Source organism: Polaromonas sp. P3_A5, assembly GCF_056403055.1.
In genome coordinates, this window is record NZ_JBFUGF010000001.1 from 2,206,996 (window position 1) to 2,223,018 (window position 16,023).

The 16,023-nt window shown below is 62.0% G+C and carries 16 protein-coding genes; 3 read left to right on the forward strand and 13 right to left on the reverse strand.

Features of this window, described 5'->3' with window-relative positions:
* Positions 1-45: 45 nt before the first annotated feature.
* From AC1DU8_RS10450 to guaB, 5 genes are all read right to left on the reverse strand, one after another.
* On the reverse strand, positions 46-273 hold the full coding sequence (locus AC1DU8_RS10450; RefSeq protein WP_457282780.1) for a hypothetical protein: 228 nt from the start codon (positions 271-273) through the stop codon (positions 46-48).
* 1 nt (position 274) lies between these two features.
* Positions 275-913, reverse strand: a complete 639-nt coding sequence (locus AC1DU8_RS10455; RefSeq protein ID WP_457282779.1) for an FMN-binding negative transcriptional regulator — start codon at positions 911-913, stop codon at positions 275-277.
* Between the two features lie 80 nt (positions 914-993).
* On the reverse strand, positions 994-1,578 hold the full coding sequence (locus tag AC1DU8_RS10460; RefSeq protein WP_457282778.1) for a 2'-5' RNA ligase family protein: 585 nt from the start codon (positions 1,576-1,578) through the stop codon (positions 994-996).
* 13 nt (positions 1,579-1,591) lie between these two features.
* Positions 1,592-3,211, reverse strand: a complete 1,620-nt coding sequence (gene guaA, locus AC1DU8_RS10465; RefSeq protein WP_457282777.1) for a glutamine-hydrolyzing GMP synthase — start codon at positions 3,209-3,211, stop codon at positions 1,592-1,594.
* Between the two features lie 121 nt (positions 3,212-3,332).
* On the reverse strand, positions 3,333-4,802 hold the full coding sequence (gene guaB / locus AC1DU8_RS10470; protein WP_477667345.1) for an IMP dehydrogenase: 1,470 nt from the start codon (positions 4,800-4,802) through the stop codon (positions 3,333-3,335).
* 166 nt (positions 4,803-4,968) lie between these two features.
* On the opposite strand from guaB, the gene AC1DU8_RS10475 reads away from it, so the two are divergent.
* Complete coding sequence (locus AC1DU8_RS10475; RefSeq protein WP_457282775.1) at positions 4,969-5,508, forward strand: DUF4124 domain-containing protein; 540 nt, start codon at positions 4,969-4,971, stop codon at positions 5,506-5,508.
* Positions 5,509-5,553: 45 nt separating this feature from the next.
* Here the strand turns inward: AC1DU8_RS10475 and AC1DU8_RS10480 are convergent, their stop codons facing one another.
* Both AC1DU8_RS10480 and AC1DU8_RS10485 read right to left on the reverse strand, forming a co-directional pair.
* Positions 5,554-5,913 (reverse strand): RnfH family protein, encoded by a 360-nt coding sequence (locus tag AC1DU8_RS10480; protein ID WP_457282774.1) that lies wholly within the window; start codon positions 5,911-5,913, stop codon positions 5,554-5,556.
* Positions 5,900-6,346 (reverse strand): type II toxin-antitoxin system RatA family toxin, encoded by a 447-nt coding sequence (locus AC1DU8_RS10485; protein WP_457282773.1) that lies wholly within the window; start codon positions 6,344-6,346, stop codon positions 5,900-5,902. Before AC1DU8_RS10485 ends, AC1DU8_RS10480 begins: the two co-directional genes overlap by 14 nt.
* Before the next feature lie 79 nt (positions 6,347-6,425).
* Between AC1DU8_RS10485 and smpB the strand changes: the two genes are divergently transcribed.
* Positions 6,426-6,959: an SsrA-binding protein SmpB gene (gene smpB / locus AC1DU8_RS10490; RefSeq protein WP_457282772.1), complete on the forward strand. Its 534-nt coding sequence runs from the start codon at positions 6,426-6,428 to the stop codon at positions 6,957-6,959.
* Between the two features lie 131 nt (positions 6,960-7,090).
* Positions 7,091-7,465 carry a COG4315 family predicted lipoprotein gene (locus AC1DU8_RS10495; protein WP_457282771.1) on the forward strand — a complete coding sequence of 125 codons (375 nt, stop codon included), beginning with the start codon at positions 7,091-7,093 and terminating at the stop codon, positions 7,463-7,465.
* A 9-nt stretch (positions 7,466-7,474) separates the two neighbouring features.
* Here AC1DU8_RS10495 and AC1DU8_RS10500 read toward each other — a convergent pair whose 3' ends face one another.
* The 6 genes from AC1DU8_RS10500 to infB all read right to left on the reverse strand — a co-directional run bounded on the left by AC1DU8_RS10500 (position 7,475) and on the right by infB (position 16,019).
* A complete protein-coding gene (locus AC1DU8_RS10500; RefSeq protein ID WP_477689121.1) occupies positions 7,475-8,590 on the reverse strand; it encodes an enoyl-CoA hydratase/isomerase family protein in 1,116 nt (371 codons plus the stop codon).
* Positions 8,587-9,462: a DMT family transporter gene (locus tag AC1DU8_RS10505; RefSeq protein ID WP_477689120.1), complete on the reverse strand. Its 876-nt coding sequence runs from the start codon at positions 9,460-9,462 to the stop codon at positions 8,587-8,589. The genes AC1DU8_RS10500 and AC1DU8_RS10505 overlap by 4 nt, the downstream gene beginning before the upstream one ends.
* Before the next feature lie 221 nt (positions 9,463-9,683).
* The gene (typA, locus tag AC1DU8_RS10510; RefSeq protein ID WP_457282768.1) at positions 9,684-11,510 is read right to left on the reverse strand and encodes a translational GTPase TypA; all 1,827 of its coding nucleotides are present in this window, start codon (positions 11,508-11,510) and stop codon (positions 9,684-9,686) included.
* A 35-nt stretch (positions 11,511-11,545) separates the two neighbouring features.
* Entirely contained in the window at positions 11,546-12,601 is a 1,056-nt protein-coding gene (gene truB / locus AC1DU8_RS10515) for a tRNA pseudouridine(55) synthase TruB (protein WP_477667341.1), read from the reverse strand.
* 90 nt (positions 12,602-12,691) lie between these two features.
* Positions 12,692-13,060 (reverse strand): 30S ribosome-binding factor RbfA, encoded by a 369-nt coding sequence (gene rbfA, locus AC1DU8_RS10520; protein WP_457282766.1) that lies wholly within the window; start codon positions 13,058-13,060, stop codon positions 12,692-12,694.
* Positions 13,061-13,121: 61 nt separating this feature from the next.
* Complete coding sequence (gene infB, locus AC1DU8_RS10525; RefSeq protein ID WP_477649399.1) at positions 13,122-16,019, reverse strand: translation initiation factor IF-2; 2,898 nt, start codon at positions 16,017-16,019, stop codon at positions 13,122-13,124.
* Positions 16,020-16,023 lie beyond the last annotated feature (4 nt).

The window sequence follows — 16,023 nt, forward strand, 5'->3', positions numbered from 1 at the left end:
TGCTTGCGCTCGTCCTGCAAGGGCCATGGCCTGTTTCTTATTGAATTACTTGTCGTCCTGCGACGGCCGGGGCTGCTGCATCAGGCTTTCCACGGACTGTTTGACCTGCTGCTGCACTTGCCGGCTTTGTTCTTGCGGCGTGGCGCCGCCAGAGACTGCAGGCACGCCGGCCGCCGGTGGGCCGGCCAGTTGGCTGCCCAGCTGCTTCTTGACCAGGAACCCCACGATGGCCAACACGACCAACAAGCTCACGATGCTGAACATGGCGCGCATTTCAGGCCTCCGTTGGCGTGTTGCTTGTGCCGGCCATGCCCAGGCGGGCCATCCAGTTGGCCAGGCCGCGCTCGTTTTCATTGCCGGCCGCGTAAATGGCCTTCATCGCTGCGTGGGACTCGGGCCTGTGCTGGTTGATCTTGACCTTGCATTGCAGATCGGTCACCTGCAATTCAAAGGCCACAATGCCGGCCAGCATTTTGTGGGCAAACTCTTCGCCCAGGCCGCGCCACTGCTCGGCGTAGGGTGGTTCGTGGTCGCCAATCAGCTTTTTAAGCAGGCGGTCTTTTGCCAGGGGATCTTCGATCAGCGTGGCCTGCACGGTGCAATGCACGGCCAGGTAGTTCCAGGTCGGCACCCGCGCCAGATCCGGGTAGACCTTGGGCGACAGGTAGGCATGAGGCCCGAGAAAGGTGGCCACGGCCTGCGGTCGTGCCTGCAGGTAGCGCCAGTGCGCATTGGGCTTGGCCACATGGCCCAGCAGCACCAGCTGATCGCCGCGATCTTCCAGATGCAAGGGCAAATGCGTGACATACGGAAGACCAGCGTCATCGACACTGATCAAGCTGGCAAAGGGGTGTTCCTGGATCAGCGCCGCAGCCTTTGCGCGGTCGCCTTTGAATTGGGGCGGCATGTACATGGGCTGAAGCATAGGCCAAAAAACGGATTTGGCGGCGGCTTGATCAGCCGGAAATTTCCCCGGAATCTGTTACCGCGGGCTCAGGGGCGCAATGGCCAGCGGGCCAGTGGAACGTGCAGCGTCTGGCCGATCAGGCTGCGCACAAGGATAAACTCGCCGGCCGTCCAGGTGATGGGCTCGACCACTTGTTCGGCCACCGCGCGGTCGTCATAGAGCAAAGTGACATGGGGCGTGTAGGCCGGTTTCGCCCAGCGCCCCAGCCCGGCCTTGGTCATCTCAATGCCCAGCGCCCGCTGGAACGCCATCAGGTCGGCAAGGCCAGCGTCACCGCGCAGGACAAAAGGCCGGTTGCGCGGAGAACTGGAGAAACTTGCGGCCCGGTCAAAGGTGACAGAGAACGGCTGCGATTTGACCGCAGCGGCAGCTTGGCCCGCCATATCGACAACGCCTTGGGGCAGGCCCGCGTAATCGCCCAGATGGTGGAGCGTGATGTGAAAGCGCCCGGTTTTCAGCGGTGCACCATGCAGGCCGTGTTCTGTCCGCAATTGCCGGGCACACTGCGCAATACGCTCGGCGGTCTCAGCATCAGGAAAGAGCGCGAAAAACAGCCGGTCCGTCGGCGCCGGCGTGTCATCAAAGCCGGGTAATGCGGATTGCCCGGACATGGGTCTCAGCTCCTCATTCCCACTCAATCGTAGCCGGCGGCTTGCTGCTCACGTCGTAGGTCACGCGGTTGATGCCGCGCACTTCATTAATGATGCGGCCGGAGACTTTTTTGAGCAGCGCGTAAGGCAGCTCGGCCCAGTCGGCCGTCATGAAGTCGCTGGTTTGCACCGCGCGCAGGGCCACCACGTAGTCGTAAGTCCGGCCGTCGCCCATCACGCCCACGCTTTTCACCGGCAAAAACACGGTGAAAGCCTGGCTGGTGAGGTCGTACCAGGTTTTACCCGTCGCGGCATCCTTGAAGTTGCGCAGCTCTTCGATGAAGATCGCATCGGCACGGCGCAAGAGGTCTGCATACTCCTTCTTGACTTCGCCCAGGATGCGCACGCCCAGGCCGGGGCCGGGAAATGGATGGCGGTACACCATGTCGTGCGGCAACCCGAGAGCGACGCCCAGTTCGCGGACTTCATCCTTGAACAACTCGCGCAAAGGCTCGAGCAGCTTGAGACCCAATTGCTCAGGCAGGCCGCCGACGTTGTGATGGCTCTTGATGGTGACGGCTTTTTTGCTTTTGGCGCCGCCGGATTCGATCACGTCGGGGTAAATCGTGCCCTGGGCCAGCCATTTGGCGCCCTTGTGGCCGCCGGTGCCGGCCTTGAGCCGGGCCGCTTCGGCCTTGAACACCTCAACGAACTCGCGGCCGATAATCTTGCGCTTGGCTTCGGGTTCGCTGACGCCTGCCAGGTGGCCGAGGAACTGGTCGCTTGCATCGACACGGATCACGTTGGCGTGCAGCTTGCCGACAAACATCTCCATGACCATGTCGCCCTCGTTCAGGCGAAGCAGGCCGTGATCGACGAACACGCAGGTCAGTTGGTCGCCGATAGCGCGGTGGATCAGCGCCGCAGCCACTGAGGAGTCAACACCACCGGAAAGGCCCAGGATGACTTCCTCGTCACCCACTTGCGCGCGGATTTTCTCGACCGCCTCGCTGATGTAATCGCCCATGACCCAGTCCTGGCGGGTGCCGCAAATGCCCAGCACGAAGCGTTTGAGGATGGCGTTGCCCTGCTTGGTGTGCGTGACTTCGGGGTGAAATTGCACCGCGTAAAAACGGCGGTCTTCATCGGCCATGCCGGCGATGGGGCAGGAATCGGTCGAGGCCATGAGCTTGAAGCCCGGCGGCATTTCGGTGACCTTGTCGCCGTGGCTCATCCAGACGTCGAGCATGCCCTGGCCTTCGGGCGTGGTGTAGTCGGCGATATCCTTGAGCAGGGCGGTGTGGCCGCGGGCCCGCACGTCGGCGGAGCCAAACTCGCGTTTGTGGCCGCCTTCGACCTTGCCGCCCAGCTGGTGCGCCATGGCCTGCATGCCGTAGCAGATGCCCAGCACCGGCAAGCCCAATTCAAACACCGCTTGCGGCGCCTTGTCGGTGGTTTCTTCGTAGATGCTGGCGTGGCTGCCGGACAGGATGATGCCCTTGAGCGTGCCGTCTTTGGCGTATTCGCGGACCCAGTCGTCGCTGACGTCACAGGGATGAACTTCGCAAAATACATGGGCGTCGCGCACGCGGCGGGCGATCAGCTGGGTGACCTGGGAGCCGAAATCAAGAATGAGTATTTTCTGGTGCTGCATTGAATTAATCAGTCGCTGCCAACGGCCTTAAAAGAAGAATCAATTTTCCGACGGGCCGCCCCTAGGAAAATTAGCCCCCTTGGGGGGCAGCGCAGTACACGAAGTGACAAGCGTGGGGGCCCTAATCAGCCCGGTAGTTCGGCGCTTCCTTGGTAATCTGCACGTCGTGGACATGGCTTTCGCGGATGCCGGCGGAGGTGATCTCCACGAACTCGGCCTTGTCTCGCATGTCCTCGATGGTGGGGCAACCGCAGTAGCCCATGCTGGCCCGCAGACCGCCGGCCATCTGGAACACGATGGCGACCATGGAGCCCTTGTAGGGCACGCGGCCTTCAATGCCTTCGGGGACCAGCTTGTCGGCGTTCGGGTTGCCGGTGCTGGACTCCTGGAAATAACGGTCTGCGCTGCCTTGCTGCATGGCGCCAATGCTGCCCATGCCGCGGTAGCTCTTGTAGCTGCGGCCCTGGAACAGGATCACTTCACCCGGCGCTTCTTCGGTGCCGGCGAACATGCCACCCATCATCACCGTGTTGGCGCCCGCCGCGATGGCCTTGGCGATATCGCCGCTGTAGCGGATGCCGCCGTCTCCGATCAACGGAACGCCGGTGCCGCGCAAAGCCGTGGCGACGTTGTCGATGGCCATGATCTGCGGCACGCCCACACCCGCAACGATGCGGGTGGTGCAGATGCTGCCGGGGCCGATGCCGACCTTGACGCCGTCGGCGCCGGCTTCCACCAGTGCCAGCGCCGCAGCGCCGGTGGCGATGTTGCCGCCAATTACATCAACTTTGGGGTAGTTCTGCTTGACCCAGCGGACCCGGTCGAGCACGCCTTTGCTGTGGCCGTGGGCGGTGTCCACCACAATGGCGTCGACGCCGGCTTTGACCAGCGCCTCGACGCGTTCTTCGGTACCCTCACCCACCCCGACAGCGGCACCCACGCGCAGCTTGCCGTGCAAGTCACGCGCGGCATTCGGAAAGGTGGTCTGTTTGGTGATGTCCTTGACGGTGATCAGGCCCTTGAGCTCGAAATCGTCGTTGATCAGCAGCACACGCTCGAGGCGGTGTTTGTTCAACAAGGCCTTGGCGTCGGCCAATGAAGCGGTTTCAGAAATGGTGATCAGGCGCTCGCGCGGTGTCATGATGGTGCTGACCGGCACATCCATGCGGGATTCGAAGCGCATGTCGCGCCCCGTGACGATGCCGACGACCTTGCCCCCATCAATCACGGGAAAGCCGGAAATGCCGAGTTGCTCGCTGAGTGCCATGACCTGGCGCACAGTATGCGTGGGGGTGATGACCACCGGATCGCGCAGCACACCGCTCTCGTAGCGCTTGACCTTTGCAACCTCGGCGGCCTGCTGCTGGGGCGTCAGGTTTTTGTGAACAATGCCTATGCCGCCTTCCTGCGCAATGGCAATAGCAAGCCGGGCTTCGGTGACCGTATCCATCGCTGCCGACACAAGCGGCAGATTCAGGCGAATATTTCGGGAGAACTGGGTGGAAAGTGAAGTGTCCTTGGGCAGGACCTGGGAGAACGCTGGCACCAACAATACGTCGTCGAAGGTGAGCGCTTTGCCGAGTAGGCGCATAGGGATGGCTCCAAAAACACGATTGTACCCTTGTCGTCACACGCCGTCGGTACTTACCCCTAGCATCCCTTCACGGCCTTCGCCCCTGTGTGCCAAGTGGTTGTAAAAAAGCCGCTTTACCCTTCAGCCGCAAGAAAACCGGACGGCACGGCGCTACACTGGTGAAATGCACTTCAAATCCGTTTTTCGCCCCCTCCTGCTGGCGCTCGCCTGCGGGTCATTTTCGCTGACAGCGTTCGCCCAATGGCAGTGGATCGACAAAGATGGCCGCAAGGTCTACAGCGACCGTTCGCCGCCCGCCGAAATCCTGGAAAAAAACATCCTGAAGCGACCGGGTGGCATGGCGCGAACGGCAGCGGCCCCTGATCCCGCCCCAAGTGCAGCCGATCCGGCTGCCCCGGCAGCGTCTGCGCCCGCCGGTAAAGCCAGTGCGCCCAAGCTGTTGTCCGGCAAGGACAAGGACCTTGAGGCCAAGAAGAAGCAGGCTGAGACAGAAGAAGCCGCCAAGAAGAAGGCCGAGGAAGAGAAAATAGCCAAAGCCAAGGCCGAAAATTGTGACAATGCAAAGCGCAACATGGCGACATTGCAATCGGGCGTACGCATCACTGCCGTCAATGGCAAAGGTGAACGGGAAGCTATGGACGATACGAAGCGCGCAGCCGAAGTCAAGCGCGTCCAGGAAGCCATTGATAGCAGCTGCAAATAACAAGCAGCTTCTGCGATGTTCGCCAAACATCGCTGGCGGCCACGGCTAATATCCGGCTTTCGCCCCCGCTCTTTTTTTAGCGAACAGCCCGGCGCTTTTGGCGCCCTGCCGGCTGAAACGTTCGCGGCGCGCAACCTTTGGATCCACCCGAAGACCGCGGTAGACCTCAACCCTGTCATGGTCATGCAGCGCATGCCCCAGGGTGGTTTTACGGCCCCAGATACCGACGACCGGGTGGCCGCCCTGCCGCAACTCCGGGAATTCATCAAAAAGCCCGGCCGCAGCAAGCGCCTGCGCCACCGTTGTGCCCGCCGCCAGCTCCAGCACCCACTCGCGAACCTGCCGCGGCGCCGCTGAATAGACCAAGGTGACTTTGAGCGGCGCGCCGCCCTCAGGCTTCGCCATAAACGTCTTCAGCCCTTTTGACAAAGGCATCCACCAGGCTTCCCGCTATTTTTTCGAAGACGGGACCGACCAGCGCCGCCAGCGCGGCATTGTCAAAGTCATAACGCAGCGTGAAATCCACCTTGCAGGCTCTTTCATCGGCCTTGCCGACAGGCGTGAAATCCCAGTGGCCGTCGAGCTTTGAAAACGGGCCGTCGACCAGTTTCAGGCTGACCTTCCGGTTTTTTTCGTGTGTGTTGCGGGTGGTGAAGCTTTGCGTCAGCCCGGCCAGCGAGATGCCGACCTTCGCTGTCATGCCGCGCGCGTCTTCCTCCAGCACAGCGGCCTGGTCACACCATGGGAGAAACTCGGGATACCTGGCGACATCAGTGACCAGCCCAAACATTTCGGCGGCGCTGTACCAGATTAAAACGGACTTGTGAACGGTTTTCATACAATCGAGGGCTGGGCGCAATTGTATTAGCCACTTCGCGGGCACTGTACTTTTCAGATTTCGCCCTTACCTTTTATCCATGGCCACCAAAGAAGCATCCTCCTCCAAAAAAACGGCCGCAACGCCCTCTGCCAATCTCTCACCCAAGGCAGCGGCGGCCGCCGTGCGCATTGCCGACAATAAAAAGGCGCTTTTCAATTACCAGATTGAAGAGCGCTTTGAGGCGGGCATGGTGCTTGAAGGCTGGGAAGTGAAGTCCCTGCGCGAAGGCAAGGTCCAGCTTACCGACGGCTATGTCGTTATTCGCAACGGCGAACTCTTCATCATCGGCTGCCAGATCAACCCGCTGGGCACGGCGTCCACTCATGTGCGTCCCGACTCGGTGCGCACCAAGAAGCTGTTGATGCACAAGGAAGAGATCCGCCGCCTGATCGGAAAGGTCGAGCAAAAAGGTTTCACGCTGGTGCCGCTGAACATGCACTGGAAAGCCGGCAAGGTGAAATGCGAGATCGGCCTGGCCAAGGGCAAGGGTGAGCACGACAAGCGCGACACCATCAAGGACCGTGAAGGCAAGCGCGAGGTCGAGCGCGCGATGAAGTCCCGCAACCGCTAGGGCTTGCTCCAAAACGCGGCGTCCGCCGCTTGCCCTTCTCCGGGAATCGTGGAAGTATGTTTCGAGTAAGCCCGGGTCTGCCGGTGTTTATGCTTGTGCAGCCATCCGCTGTTATTCACCGGAGCTTTTCCATGAAATTCCTGACGACCGCCTTGTTGACCGCCGCCCTGCTGGGCGGCTGCGCCTCCACGACATCAAAACATCCCGCCACCGTCGCCGATGGCGTGCTGGTCGGGCCCAACGGCATGACGCTTTACACCTTCGACCGCGACACCGCCGGTAGCGGCAAGTCGGTCTGTAATAGCCAATGCGCGGCCAACTGGCCGCCCCTGGTGCCCACTGCGACAGCCCAGCCGCTGGGCGACTACACCATCATCACCCGTGATGATGGCAGCCGGCAGTGGGCGATAAAGGGCAAGCCGCTGTACTACTGGGTCAAGGACGCCAAGCCCGGGGACAAGACCGGCGACAACGTCATGAATGCCTGGCGCGTCGCCCGTCCCTGAGCAAACGACTCAGAGCCCGCGCAGCGGGTGTTCGTCCGCCGTCCAGGGGCTGGCGAAAAAAGCCTGGGTCATTTCCGGCTTCACGTCTTCGATGCGCGCGGGCATCCACTGCGGCTTGTAGTCCTTGTCAACGGCCAGCGCGCGTATGCCTTCTACCGTTTCGCTGGCTGCGCCGGGACGCAGGTGAAAGCATTGGTACACCATGTCGCGCTCCATGCGCAGGTCGTCGGCCAATGTCATGGTGCGGGCGCGGCGGATTTGCTCCAGTGTCACATGCAGCATCAGCGGTGAACGTTTGCGCAGCGTGGCGGCGGTCTTCAGCGCCCAAGGGTCGGTTGAAGCTTCCAGCGCATCCACGATGTGTTTGACCCGTGCCAGTGAAAAATAGGCATCAAGATGGCCGCTAACCGAAACAGGACGGGCGCTACCAGCTATCAATTCAGTAGCAATCCACTGCTTAGCCCCAGCGGCTGATGCGAAAGCCCGGCCGCCCAGGGCTTCCCAAAGTGCCGGCAGGCGGGCGGCTTCCAGCTTGACGTCCGCCAGACCGTAGCCGATGGCTTCATCTGCACCGATCACGTCACCCGTGAGTGCCAGGTACTCGCCGGCGTGGCCCGGGCAGCGGCTCAGGAAGTAGCCACCGCCGACGTCCGGAAACAGGCCGATGTTTGTTTCCGGCATGGCCATTTTGGTGTGCTCGGTGACGACGCGCACCTTGGCGCCCTGGCTGATTCCCATACCGCCGCCCATGACCACGCCGTCCATAAAGGCGATGTAGGGCTTGGGATAGTTGTGGATCAAGTGGTTGAGCGCGTATTCCTCGGTGAAGAAGTCCTCCAGCGCGGAATCGCCCGCGAACACCGCCTGATGGAAAAAGCGGATGTCGCCGCCCGCGCAAAAACCGCCGAAGAGGCTCTCGGGCGTGCCGGGCTGGCCCTTTTTGTTGGTGCCGCGTATCGCCACCACATGAACCTCAGGGTCGTCGCGCCAGTCCAGCAAGGCGGCGGACAGGTCGCGGATCATGGCCAGCGACAACGCATTGAGCGCCTTGGGACGGTTCAGGGTGATGAGCCCGGCGCTGCCGCGACGCTCGACCAGCACATCGTTTCCACTGACAGTATTCATGCCCGCTGCCTCCATCCGACCAGTTCATTGACCACCAGCGCACCTATAACCAGCGCGCCGCCTGTCAGCACGCTCGCGCCGGGCACCTCACCCGCGCCGAACCAGGCCAGCAAAATACCAAAAATCACTTCCAGCAGCGCCAGCAGGGCGACTTCCGGCGCCTTGAGAACGCCGGCGCACATCACCGACAGCACGCACGGGATGGCCAACTGAACCAGGCCCAGCAAGGCCAGCAGGCCGACGTCATGTGGCGTGGCGGAAAACGGGAACGACAAGGGCAAGGTGGCCAACGATGAGATCACCGCCCCCACCAGCACGGCAGGCACCAGGTCGATGTTCTTGCCGTGGGCACGGCTGTGCTGCACCACCGTCCAGTTGCTGGCGCTCGCCAGCGGCACCATCAGGGCTACCAGCGTGCCGCCCAGGTGACTGGAAAGGTCCATCTGCCCGCCGTACATCCACGCAATACCGGCGCCCGCCATGGCAATGGCCAGCCAGGTGCGGCCGGGAATGCGGTGACCGATAAACGCGCGCGCCAGCAAAGCCGTGATGAAGGGGCTGACCGCCATCGTCACCAGCACATTGGCCACCGTGGTGAGCGTCAGCGCCACCATGAAAGCCGTGAACATCACGCTCCAGCAAAAGCCGGAAATCCAGAGTGCCGAGCCGCCGTTGCGGATTTTGGTGAACACCGCCCCGCCCTGCCACAGCGGCAAGATCACCAGCAAAGAGACCACGGTGAAAAAGCTGCGCCAGAACGTGACTTCAAAACTGCGGGCCGATTCGAGGTGACGCGTGACCACACCCGCAATCGACCACATCATGGTCACGAAGATCATCAAAAAAACAGCTTTGGAATGCGTGAGTTTCATAGGCTTGTTATCAATTCAGGCGGCTATGCGTACACAAAAAAGTTAAAAAGGCCGCTGGAGTTTGCACACACAGCGGCCTGGTTTCCAGCGATTCACCCCGCAACCCGGTGGGTCCCTGTCCCATTCCAGCAGGGGCCGCGGGACCGGCTTTGCCGGACCGCAGGCGCAGCGGCCCCCTCGGGGGGCAGCGCATTACACGAAGTGAAAAGCGTGGGGGCTCATTAAGACCTGCCTGCGCGCTTGCGATCGCTCTCTTTGAGGTGGCGCTTGCGCAGGCGAACCGACTTGGGCGTGATTTCAACCAGCTCGTCGTCCTCGATGAACTCAACGCCGTATTCGAGCGTGAGTTCGATCGGCGGCGTGATCTTGATCGCGTCTTCCTTGCCACTGACGCGGAAGTTGGTCAGCTGCTTGGTACGCGTGGCGTTCACCACCAGGTCGTTGTCGCGGCTGTGGATGCCGACGATCATGCCTTCATACACCGGGTCATTGGCACGCACAAACATGCGGCCGCGGTCGTCCAGCTTGCCCAGGGCGTAGGTGAAGATCTCACCGTCGTCCATCGAGATCAGCACACCGTTTTTACGGCCGCCGATTTCGCCCTTGTGCGCTTCGTAGCTGTCGAAGATGTTGGAGATCAGGCCGGAACCACGCGTCAGGTTCAGGAACTCGTTGGTAAAGCCGATCAGGCCACGCGCCGGGATGCGGTACTCAAGGCGCACACGGCCTCGGCCGTCCGGCTCCATGTTCACCAGTTCGCCCTTGCGCTCGCCCAGTGCCTGCATCACGCCACCCTGGTGCTGATCTTCGATGTCGGCCGTGACCAGCTCAATAGGCTCGTGCTTTTCACCGTTGACGTCCTTCATCACGACGCGCGGCTTGGACACCGCCATTTCGAAGCCTTCGCGGCGCATGTTTTCCAGCAGGATGGTCAGGTGCAACTCGCCGCGGCCCATGACTTCAAAGATGCCTTCTTCGTCGGTCTCGCTGACGCGCAGGGCCACGTTGTGCTGCAGTTCTTTTTGCAGGCGGTCCCAGATCTGGCGGCTGGTGACGTACTTGCCTTCGCGGCCGGCCAGAGGGCTGGTGTTGACGCAGAAATTCATGGTCAGAGTCGGTTCATCGACCTTGAGCATGGGCAGCGGCGCGGGGTTGGTCGGGTCGGTGATCGTCACGCCGATACCGATGTCGGTCAGGCCATTGATCAACACGATCTCGCCGGGGCCGGCTTCCGTGGCCTGCACGCGTTCCAGGCCCTGGAATGTCAGCACCTGGTTGACGCGGCCTTTGACGGCCTTGCCGTCCGGGCCTTCCATGACCACCACATCCATCATGGGCCTGATCGTGCCCTGGCTGATACGGCCGACGCCGATGCGGCCGACGAAGGTCGAGAAATCGAGAGCGGAAATCTGCAATTGCAGCGGCGCAGCGGGGTCGCCCTTTTGCGCAGGCACATGCTTGAGGATGGTATTGAAGAGCGCCGACATGTCGGGGCCCCACTGCTCGTTCGGCGGGCCTTCTTCGAGTGACGACCAGCCGTTGATGCCGGAGGCGTACACCACGGGGAAATCGAGCTGCTCGTCGGTGGCGCCCAGCTTGTCGAACAGGTCGAAAGCGGCGTTGATGACCTTGTCGGGGTTGGCGCCCGGCTTGTCGACCTTGTTGACCACCACGATGGGCTTGAGGCCCAGGGCAAGTGCCTTCTTGGTCACGAAGCGCGTCTGGGGCATGGGGCCTTCCTGCGCATCGATCAGCAGCACCACGCCGTCGACCATGGACAGCGCGCGCTCCACTTCACCGCCGAAGTCGGCGTGGCCCGGGGTGTCGACGATGTTGATGTGCGTGCCTTCCCAGGTCACGGCGCAGTTCTTGGCCAGGATGGTGATGCCGCGTTCTTTTTCGATGGCGTTGTTGTCCATCACGGTGTCGACCACTTTTTCGTGCTCGGCGAAGGTGCCGGACTGACGCAGCAGCTGGTCAACCATGGTGGTTTTGCCATGGTCAACGTGGGCGATGATGGCGATATTGCGGATTTGGTTATGGCTCATGGTTGGCTTTCAGGAAGACTCGAAACGGTACGGGGTTAATGTTGGAAAGAAGAAGCCGCAACGCCTGTGGGCGCGGCAGCGAAATCGGGTGTGGAGCGTTCAGCCGGCGTTCTGGCGGCTTGCAAAATGTCCTGTATTTCAATCGGGCTCAGCAAACGCTGCGGAATCAATTCGTCGGCCGTGACATGGGCCGAGCCCAGGAACGCCGGCGGCTCGGTGCCATAGACCTGCACCAGCGGCGCATCGGCGCCCCACTGCCCGGGTTCGCCCCGGCGGCGCAAACCACTTAAAAACCGCCCTGCATTGTCGGCGTCCAATGTGACAGACGGGTACGCCGACACCAGCGACTGCGCCGGCAGCAGGCAGGCTTCGCGCTCGGGCTCGGTCATGGCTTCCAGGGCAGGCAAAGTCACGCACTGCTGCGCCGTGTAGCCGCCGGTCTCCAGCCGCCTGAGCGATCCGAGATGCGCGCCGCAGCCAATGGCTTCGCCAATGTCTTCACCGAGCGTGCGGATGTACGTTCCCTTGCTGCAGGTCACTATGATTTTGATAGCTGCTTGCGCACGACTGTCCTGGGTTGCAGCCATATTCAGCTTGAAAATCGTGATGTTGCGCGCTTCCCGCTCCACCTCTTGCCCCTTGCGGGCGTACTCATACAGCGCTTTGCCGTCTTTCTTGAGCGCCGAGTACATGGGCGGAACCTGTGCTTGCGGGCCAGTGAAACGTTCCGTCAGTGACTCCAGCAAGGCCGGCGTGATTTCGGGCACGGGCCGGGTCTCAATCACGTCGCCTTCGGCGTCGGCCGTGGTGGTTTTCTGGCCCAGCAGCAGCACCGCTTCGTACGTCTTGTCGGCGTCGAGCTGGATCTGGCTGAACTTGGTGGCCGCGCCAAAACACAACGGCAACACGCCGGTGGCCAACGGATCGAGCGTGCCTGTGTGACCGGCCTTGTCGGCGCGCAGCAGCCATTTGGCCTTCTGCAAGGCCTGATTGCTCGACAGGCCCAGCGGCTTGTCGAGCAGCAGCACGCCGTGCACGGGACGTCGCTGGATTTTCTGGCCCTTCGAAGGGATGGAAGAAGTTTGCGTCATAGTTTCCGACAGGCTCAACGCACGGGCTGGCCCGGGCGCGTCGTTGGCACCGTTGTCCCTGAACCTGTCATCAAGGGGAACGGCGCGAACTCAGTCGTCTTGCGCGCGGGAGGAAACCGCCTTGGCAATCAAGGCGTTCATGTCGGCCGCACGTTCGGTCGTGCGGTCGAAGTGGAAATGCAGCGTCGGCACGGTGTGCGTCATCAACCGCTTGAAGAGGCCATTGCGAAGGAAACCGGCGGCCTGGTTGAGCGCTTCTTCGCACTCTTTCGGGTCACCGACAAGCACACTGAAAAACACTTTCGCATGCGCATAGTCGGCCGTCACCTCGACGGCCTGCACGGTCACCATCCCGACCCGGGGGTCTTTGAGTTCGCGCGCGATCAGCTCCGTCAGATCGCGCTGGATCTGATCGGCGACGCGAAAACCGCGATTCGGGGTGGAAGATTTTTTACGCATGTCAAAAAAATGGTGAGGTCTGCGGAAAGGCTGGCAGCCAGGGGCTGCCGGCCAGCCGGGATCAGACTTCCAGTGTCCGCGCCACTTCCCTGATTTCAAAGAATTCCAGAATGTCGCCAACCTGGATATCGTTGTAGTTCTTGATGTTCAAACCGCACTCGAAGCCTTCCTTGACTTCCTTGGCGTCGTCCTTGAAGCGCTTGAGCGAGTCGAGTTCGCCCGTGAAGACGACCACGTTCTCGCGCAGAAGGCGCAGGCGCGCGGTGCGGCGAACCACCCCGGCGGTGACCATACAGCCGGCGATCGAGCCGATCTTGCTGACCTTGAACACCTGGCGAATCTCGGCATTGCCGATGACTTCTTCCTTCTTGTCCGGTGTCAGCATGCCCGACATCGCGGCGCGAAGTTCGTCCACAGCGTCATAAATGATGTTGTAGTAGCGAATGTCCACGCCGTTGTTTTCGGCCTGCTTGCGGGCCTGGGCATCGGCGCGGGTGTTGAACCCGATCACCACGGCCTTGGAGGCGATCGCCAGGTTGACGTCGGACTCGGAAATGCCGCCGACACCGGAGTACACGAGCTGGACCTTGACCTCTTCGGTCGAAAGCTTCAGCAGCGACTGGGCCAGCGCTTCCTGCGAGCCTTGCACATCGGCCTTGATGATGATGGGCAACATCTTGACTTCGCCGGCGCCGATATCGGAGAACATGTTCTCCAGCTTGGCGGCCTGTTGCTTGGCCAGCTTGGTATTGCGGAACTTGCCGGCACGGTAGGTGGAGATCTCACGGGCACGGCGCTCGTCGAGCATGACCATGAATTCATCACCGGCTTGCGGCACTTCCGTCAGACCCTGAATTTCCACGGGAATCGACGGGCCTGCCGTTTTGATCGGCTTGCCGTTTTCGTCCAGCATGGCGCGCACGCGGCCATAGGTCGAACCGGCCAGCACCACGTCGCCGGCTTTCAGCGTTCCCGCCTGAATCAGCACGGTCGCCACGGGGCCACGGCCCTTGTCGAGGCGGGCTTCGATCACCAGGCCCTTGGCCAGTGCATCCACCGGCGCCTTGAGTTCAAGCACTTCTGCCTGCAGCAGCACCTGTTCGAGCAAGGCATCGACACCGGCGCCGGTATGGGCAGAGACGCCGACAAACGGAACGTCGCCGCCGAACTCTTCGGGAATCACTTCTTCGGTGACCAGCTCGCCCTTGACGCGCTCCATGTTGATACCAGGCTTGTCGATCTTGTTGATCGCCACCACGATGGGAACACCGGCCGCCTTGGCATGCTTGATGGCTTCCTTGGTCTGCGGCATCACGCCGTCGTCGGCCGCCACCACCAGAATCACGATGTCGGTCGCCTGGGCGCCGCGGGCACGCATGGCGGTAAACGCCTCGTGGCCCGGGGTATCCAGGAAGGACACCATGCCGCGCGGGGTTTCCACGTGATAGGCACCAATGTGCTGGGTGATGCCGCCCGCTTCGCCGGAGGCCACTTTGGCGCGGCGGATGTAATCGAGCAGTGAGGTCTTGCCATGGTCGACGTGACCCATGACCGTCACAACCGGCGCACGCGGCAACAACTCGGCCTGCTGGCCTTGCACGTCTTCGTCGGCAAAGGCTTCCGGGTCGTCCAGCGAAGCCGTCACGGCCTTGTGGCCCATTTCTTCCACCACAATCATGGCGGTGTCCTGGTCCAGCGGCTGGTTGATGGTGACCATCTGGCCAAGCTTCATCAGGTGCTTGATCACTTCCGATGACTTCACGCTCATCTTGTGCGCGAGTTCGGCCACGGTGATCGTCTCAGGCACGTGCACTTCAATGACCTTGAATTCGGTCGGCGCCACGAAGGTGGATTCCGGACGTGCTTCACGGTCATTGCGGCGGCCACGCGGGCCGCCACGGAAATTGCCACGGCCGGGCACAACGGGTGCGCCACGGCTTGGAATGCCCTTCTTCTTGGCGGCGTCGTCCTTCCATGTCGAAGACAGGTTCTCCGACTTGACTTCCTTCTTGCCAGCGGCACCAGGGGCACCCGCAGCGGCCGGCGCACCCGGTTTGGCCGCGGCACCCGGCGCGCCGGCCGGCTTGTGCAGCGTGCCCTTGATGGCGGCTTTGGGATCGACGTGGGGCACCAGAACGCGCTTGGGCGCGGACATCATGGCGCGAATGCCGGCAGCTTCTGCTTCAGCCTTGCGGCGGCGGTCCTGGAGCTCTTGCGCCTTCGCCGCGTCGGCCTGGAATTCGGCGGTGGCTTTGGCCTTGGCAGTTGCAGCGGCAGCCGCGGCATCGGCAGCCTTCGTGGCCTGTACGGCCGCAGCGGTTTCAGCGGCCTTGGTGGCTTCGGCCGTTACCGGTGCAGCGTCCTTGGCTTTTCCGGCCGGCTTGGCCTTTTTGACCACAGCCTCGGCAGCCGCGGCGGCCGCCTGGGCGGTTTGCTCGGCGGCCAGGCGCTCCTGCTCGCGCGCAGCATCCTTGGCGTCCTGCTCTTCGCGAAGACGGCGTTTTTCAGCAAGCTCCTGCTCCTGGCGGCGCAGCAGTTCTGCGTGGCGGCTGGCTTCTTCTTCGCGGCGAATCAGCTCGGCATCGTCAATGACGGGAGGTGCCGGCGGAGCGGCCACTTCAGGCTGCACTTCTTCCGCAGGCTGGTCGGAGCCGTCGTCACGCTTGATAAAGGTACGCTTTTTACGCACTTCCACCTGGATGGTGCGTGCCTTGCCGGTGGCATCGGCCTGCTTGATCTCGCTGGTGGATTTTTTCACCAGGGTGATCTTCTTGCGCTCGGCCGTGACGGTGCCATGGCTGGCCTGCAGATAGCCGAGAAGCTTCTGCTTGTCCGCTTCGGACAAGGGGTCGCTGGCTTGCGCCTTGGCGACACCCGCGCTGGTCAATTGCTCGATCAGGGTGGCGGGAGATTTATTGAGTTCAGCTGCGAATTCAGCGACGGTAGTGGTACTGGACATATGT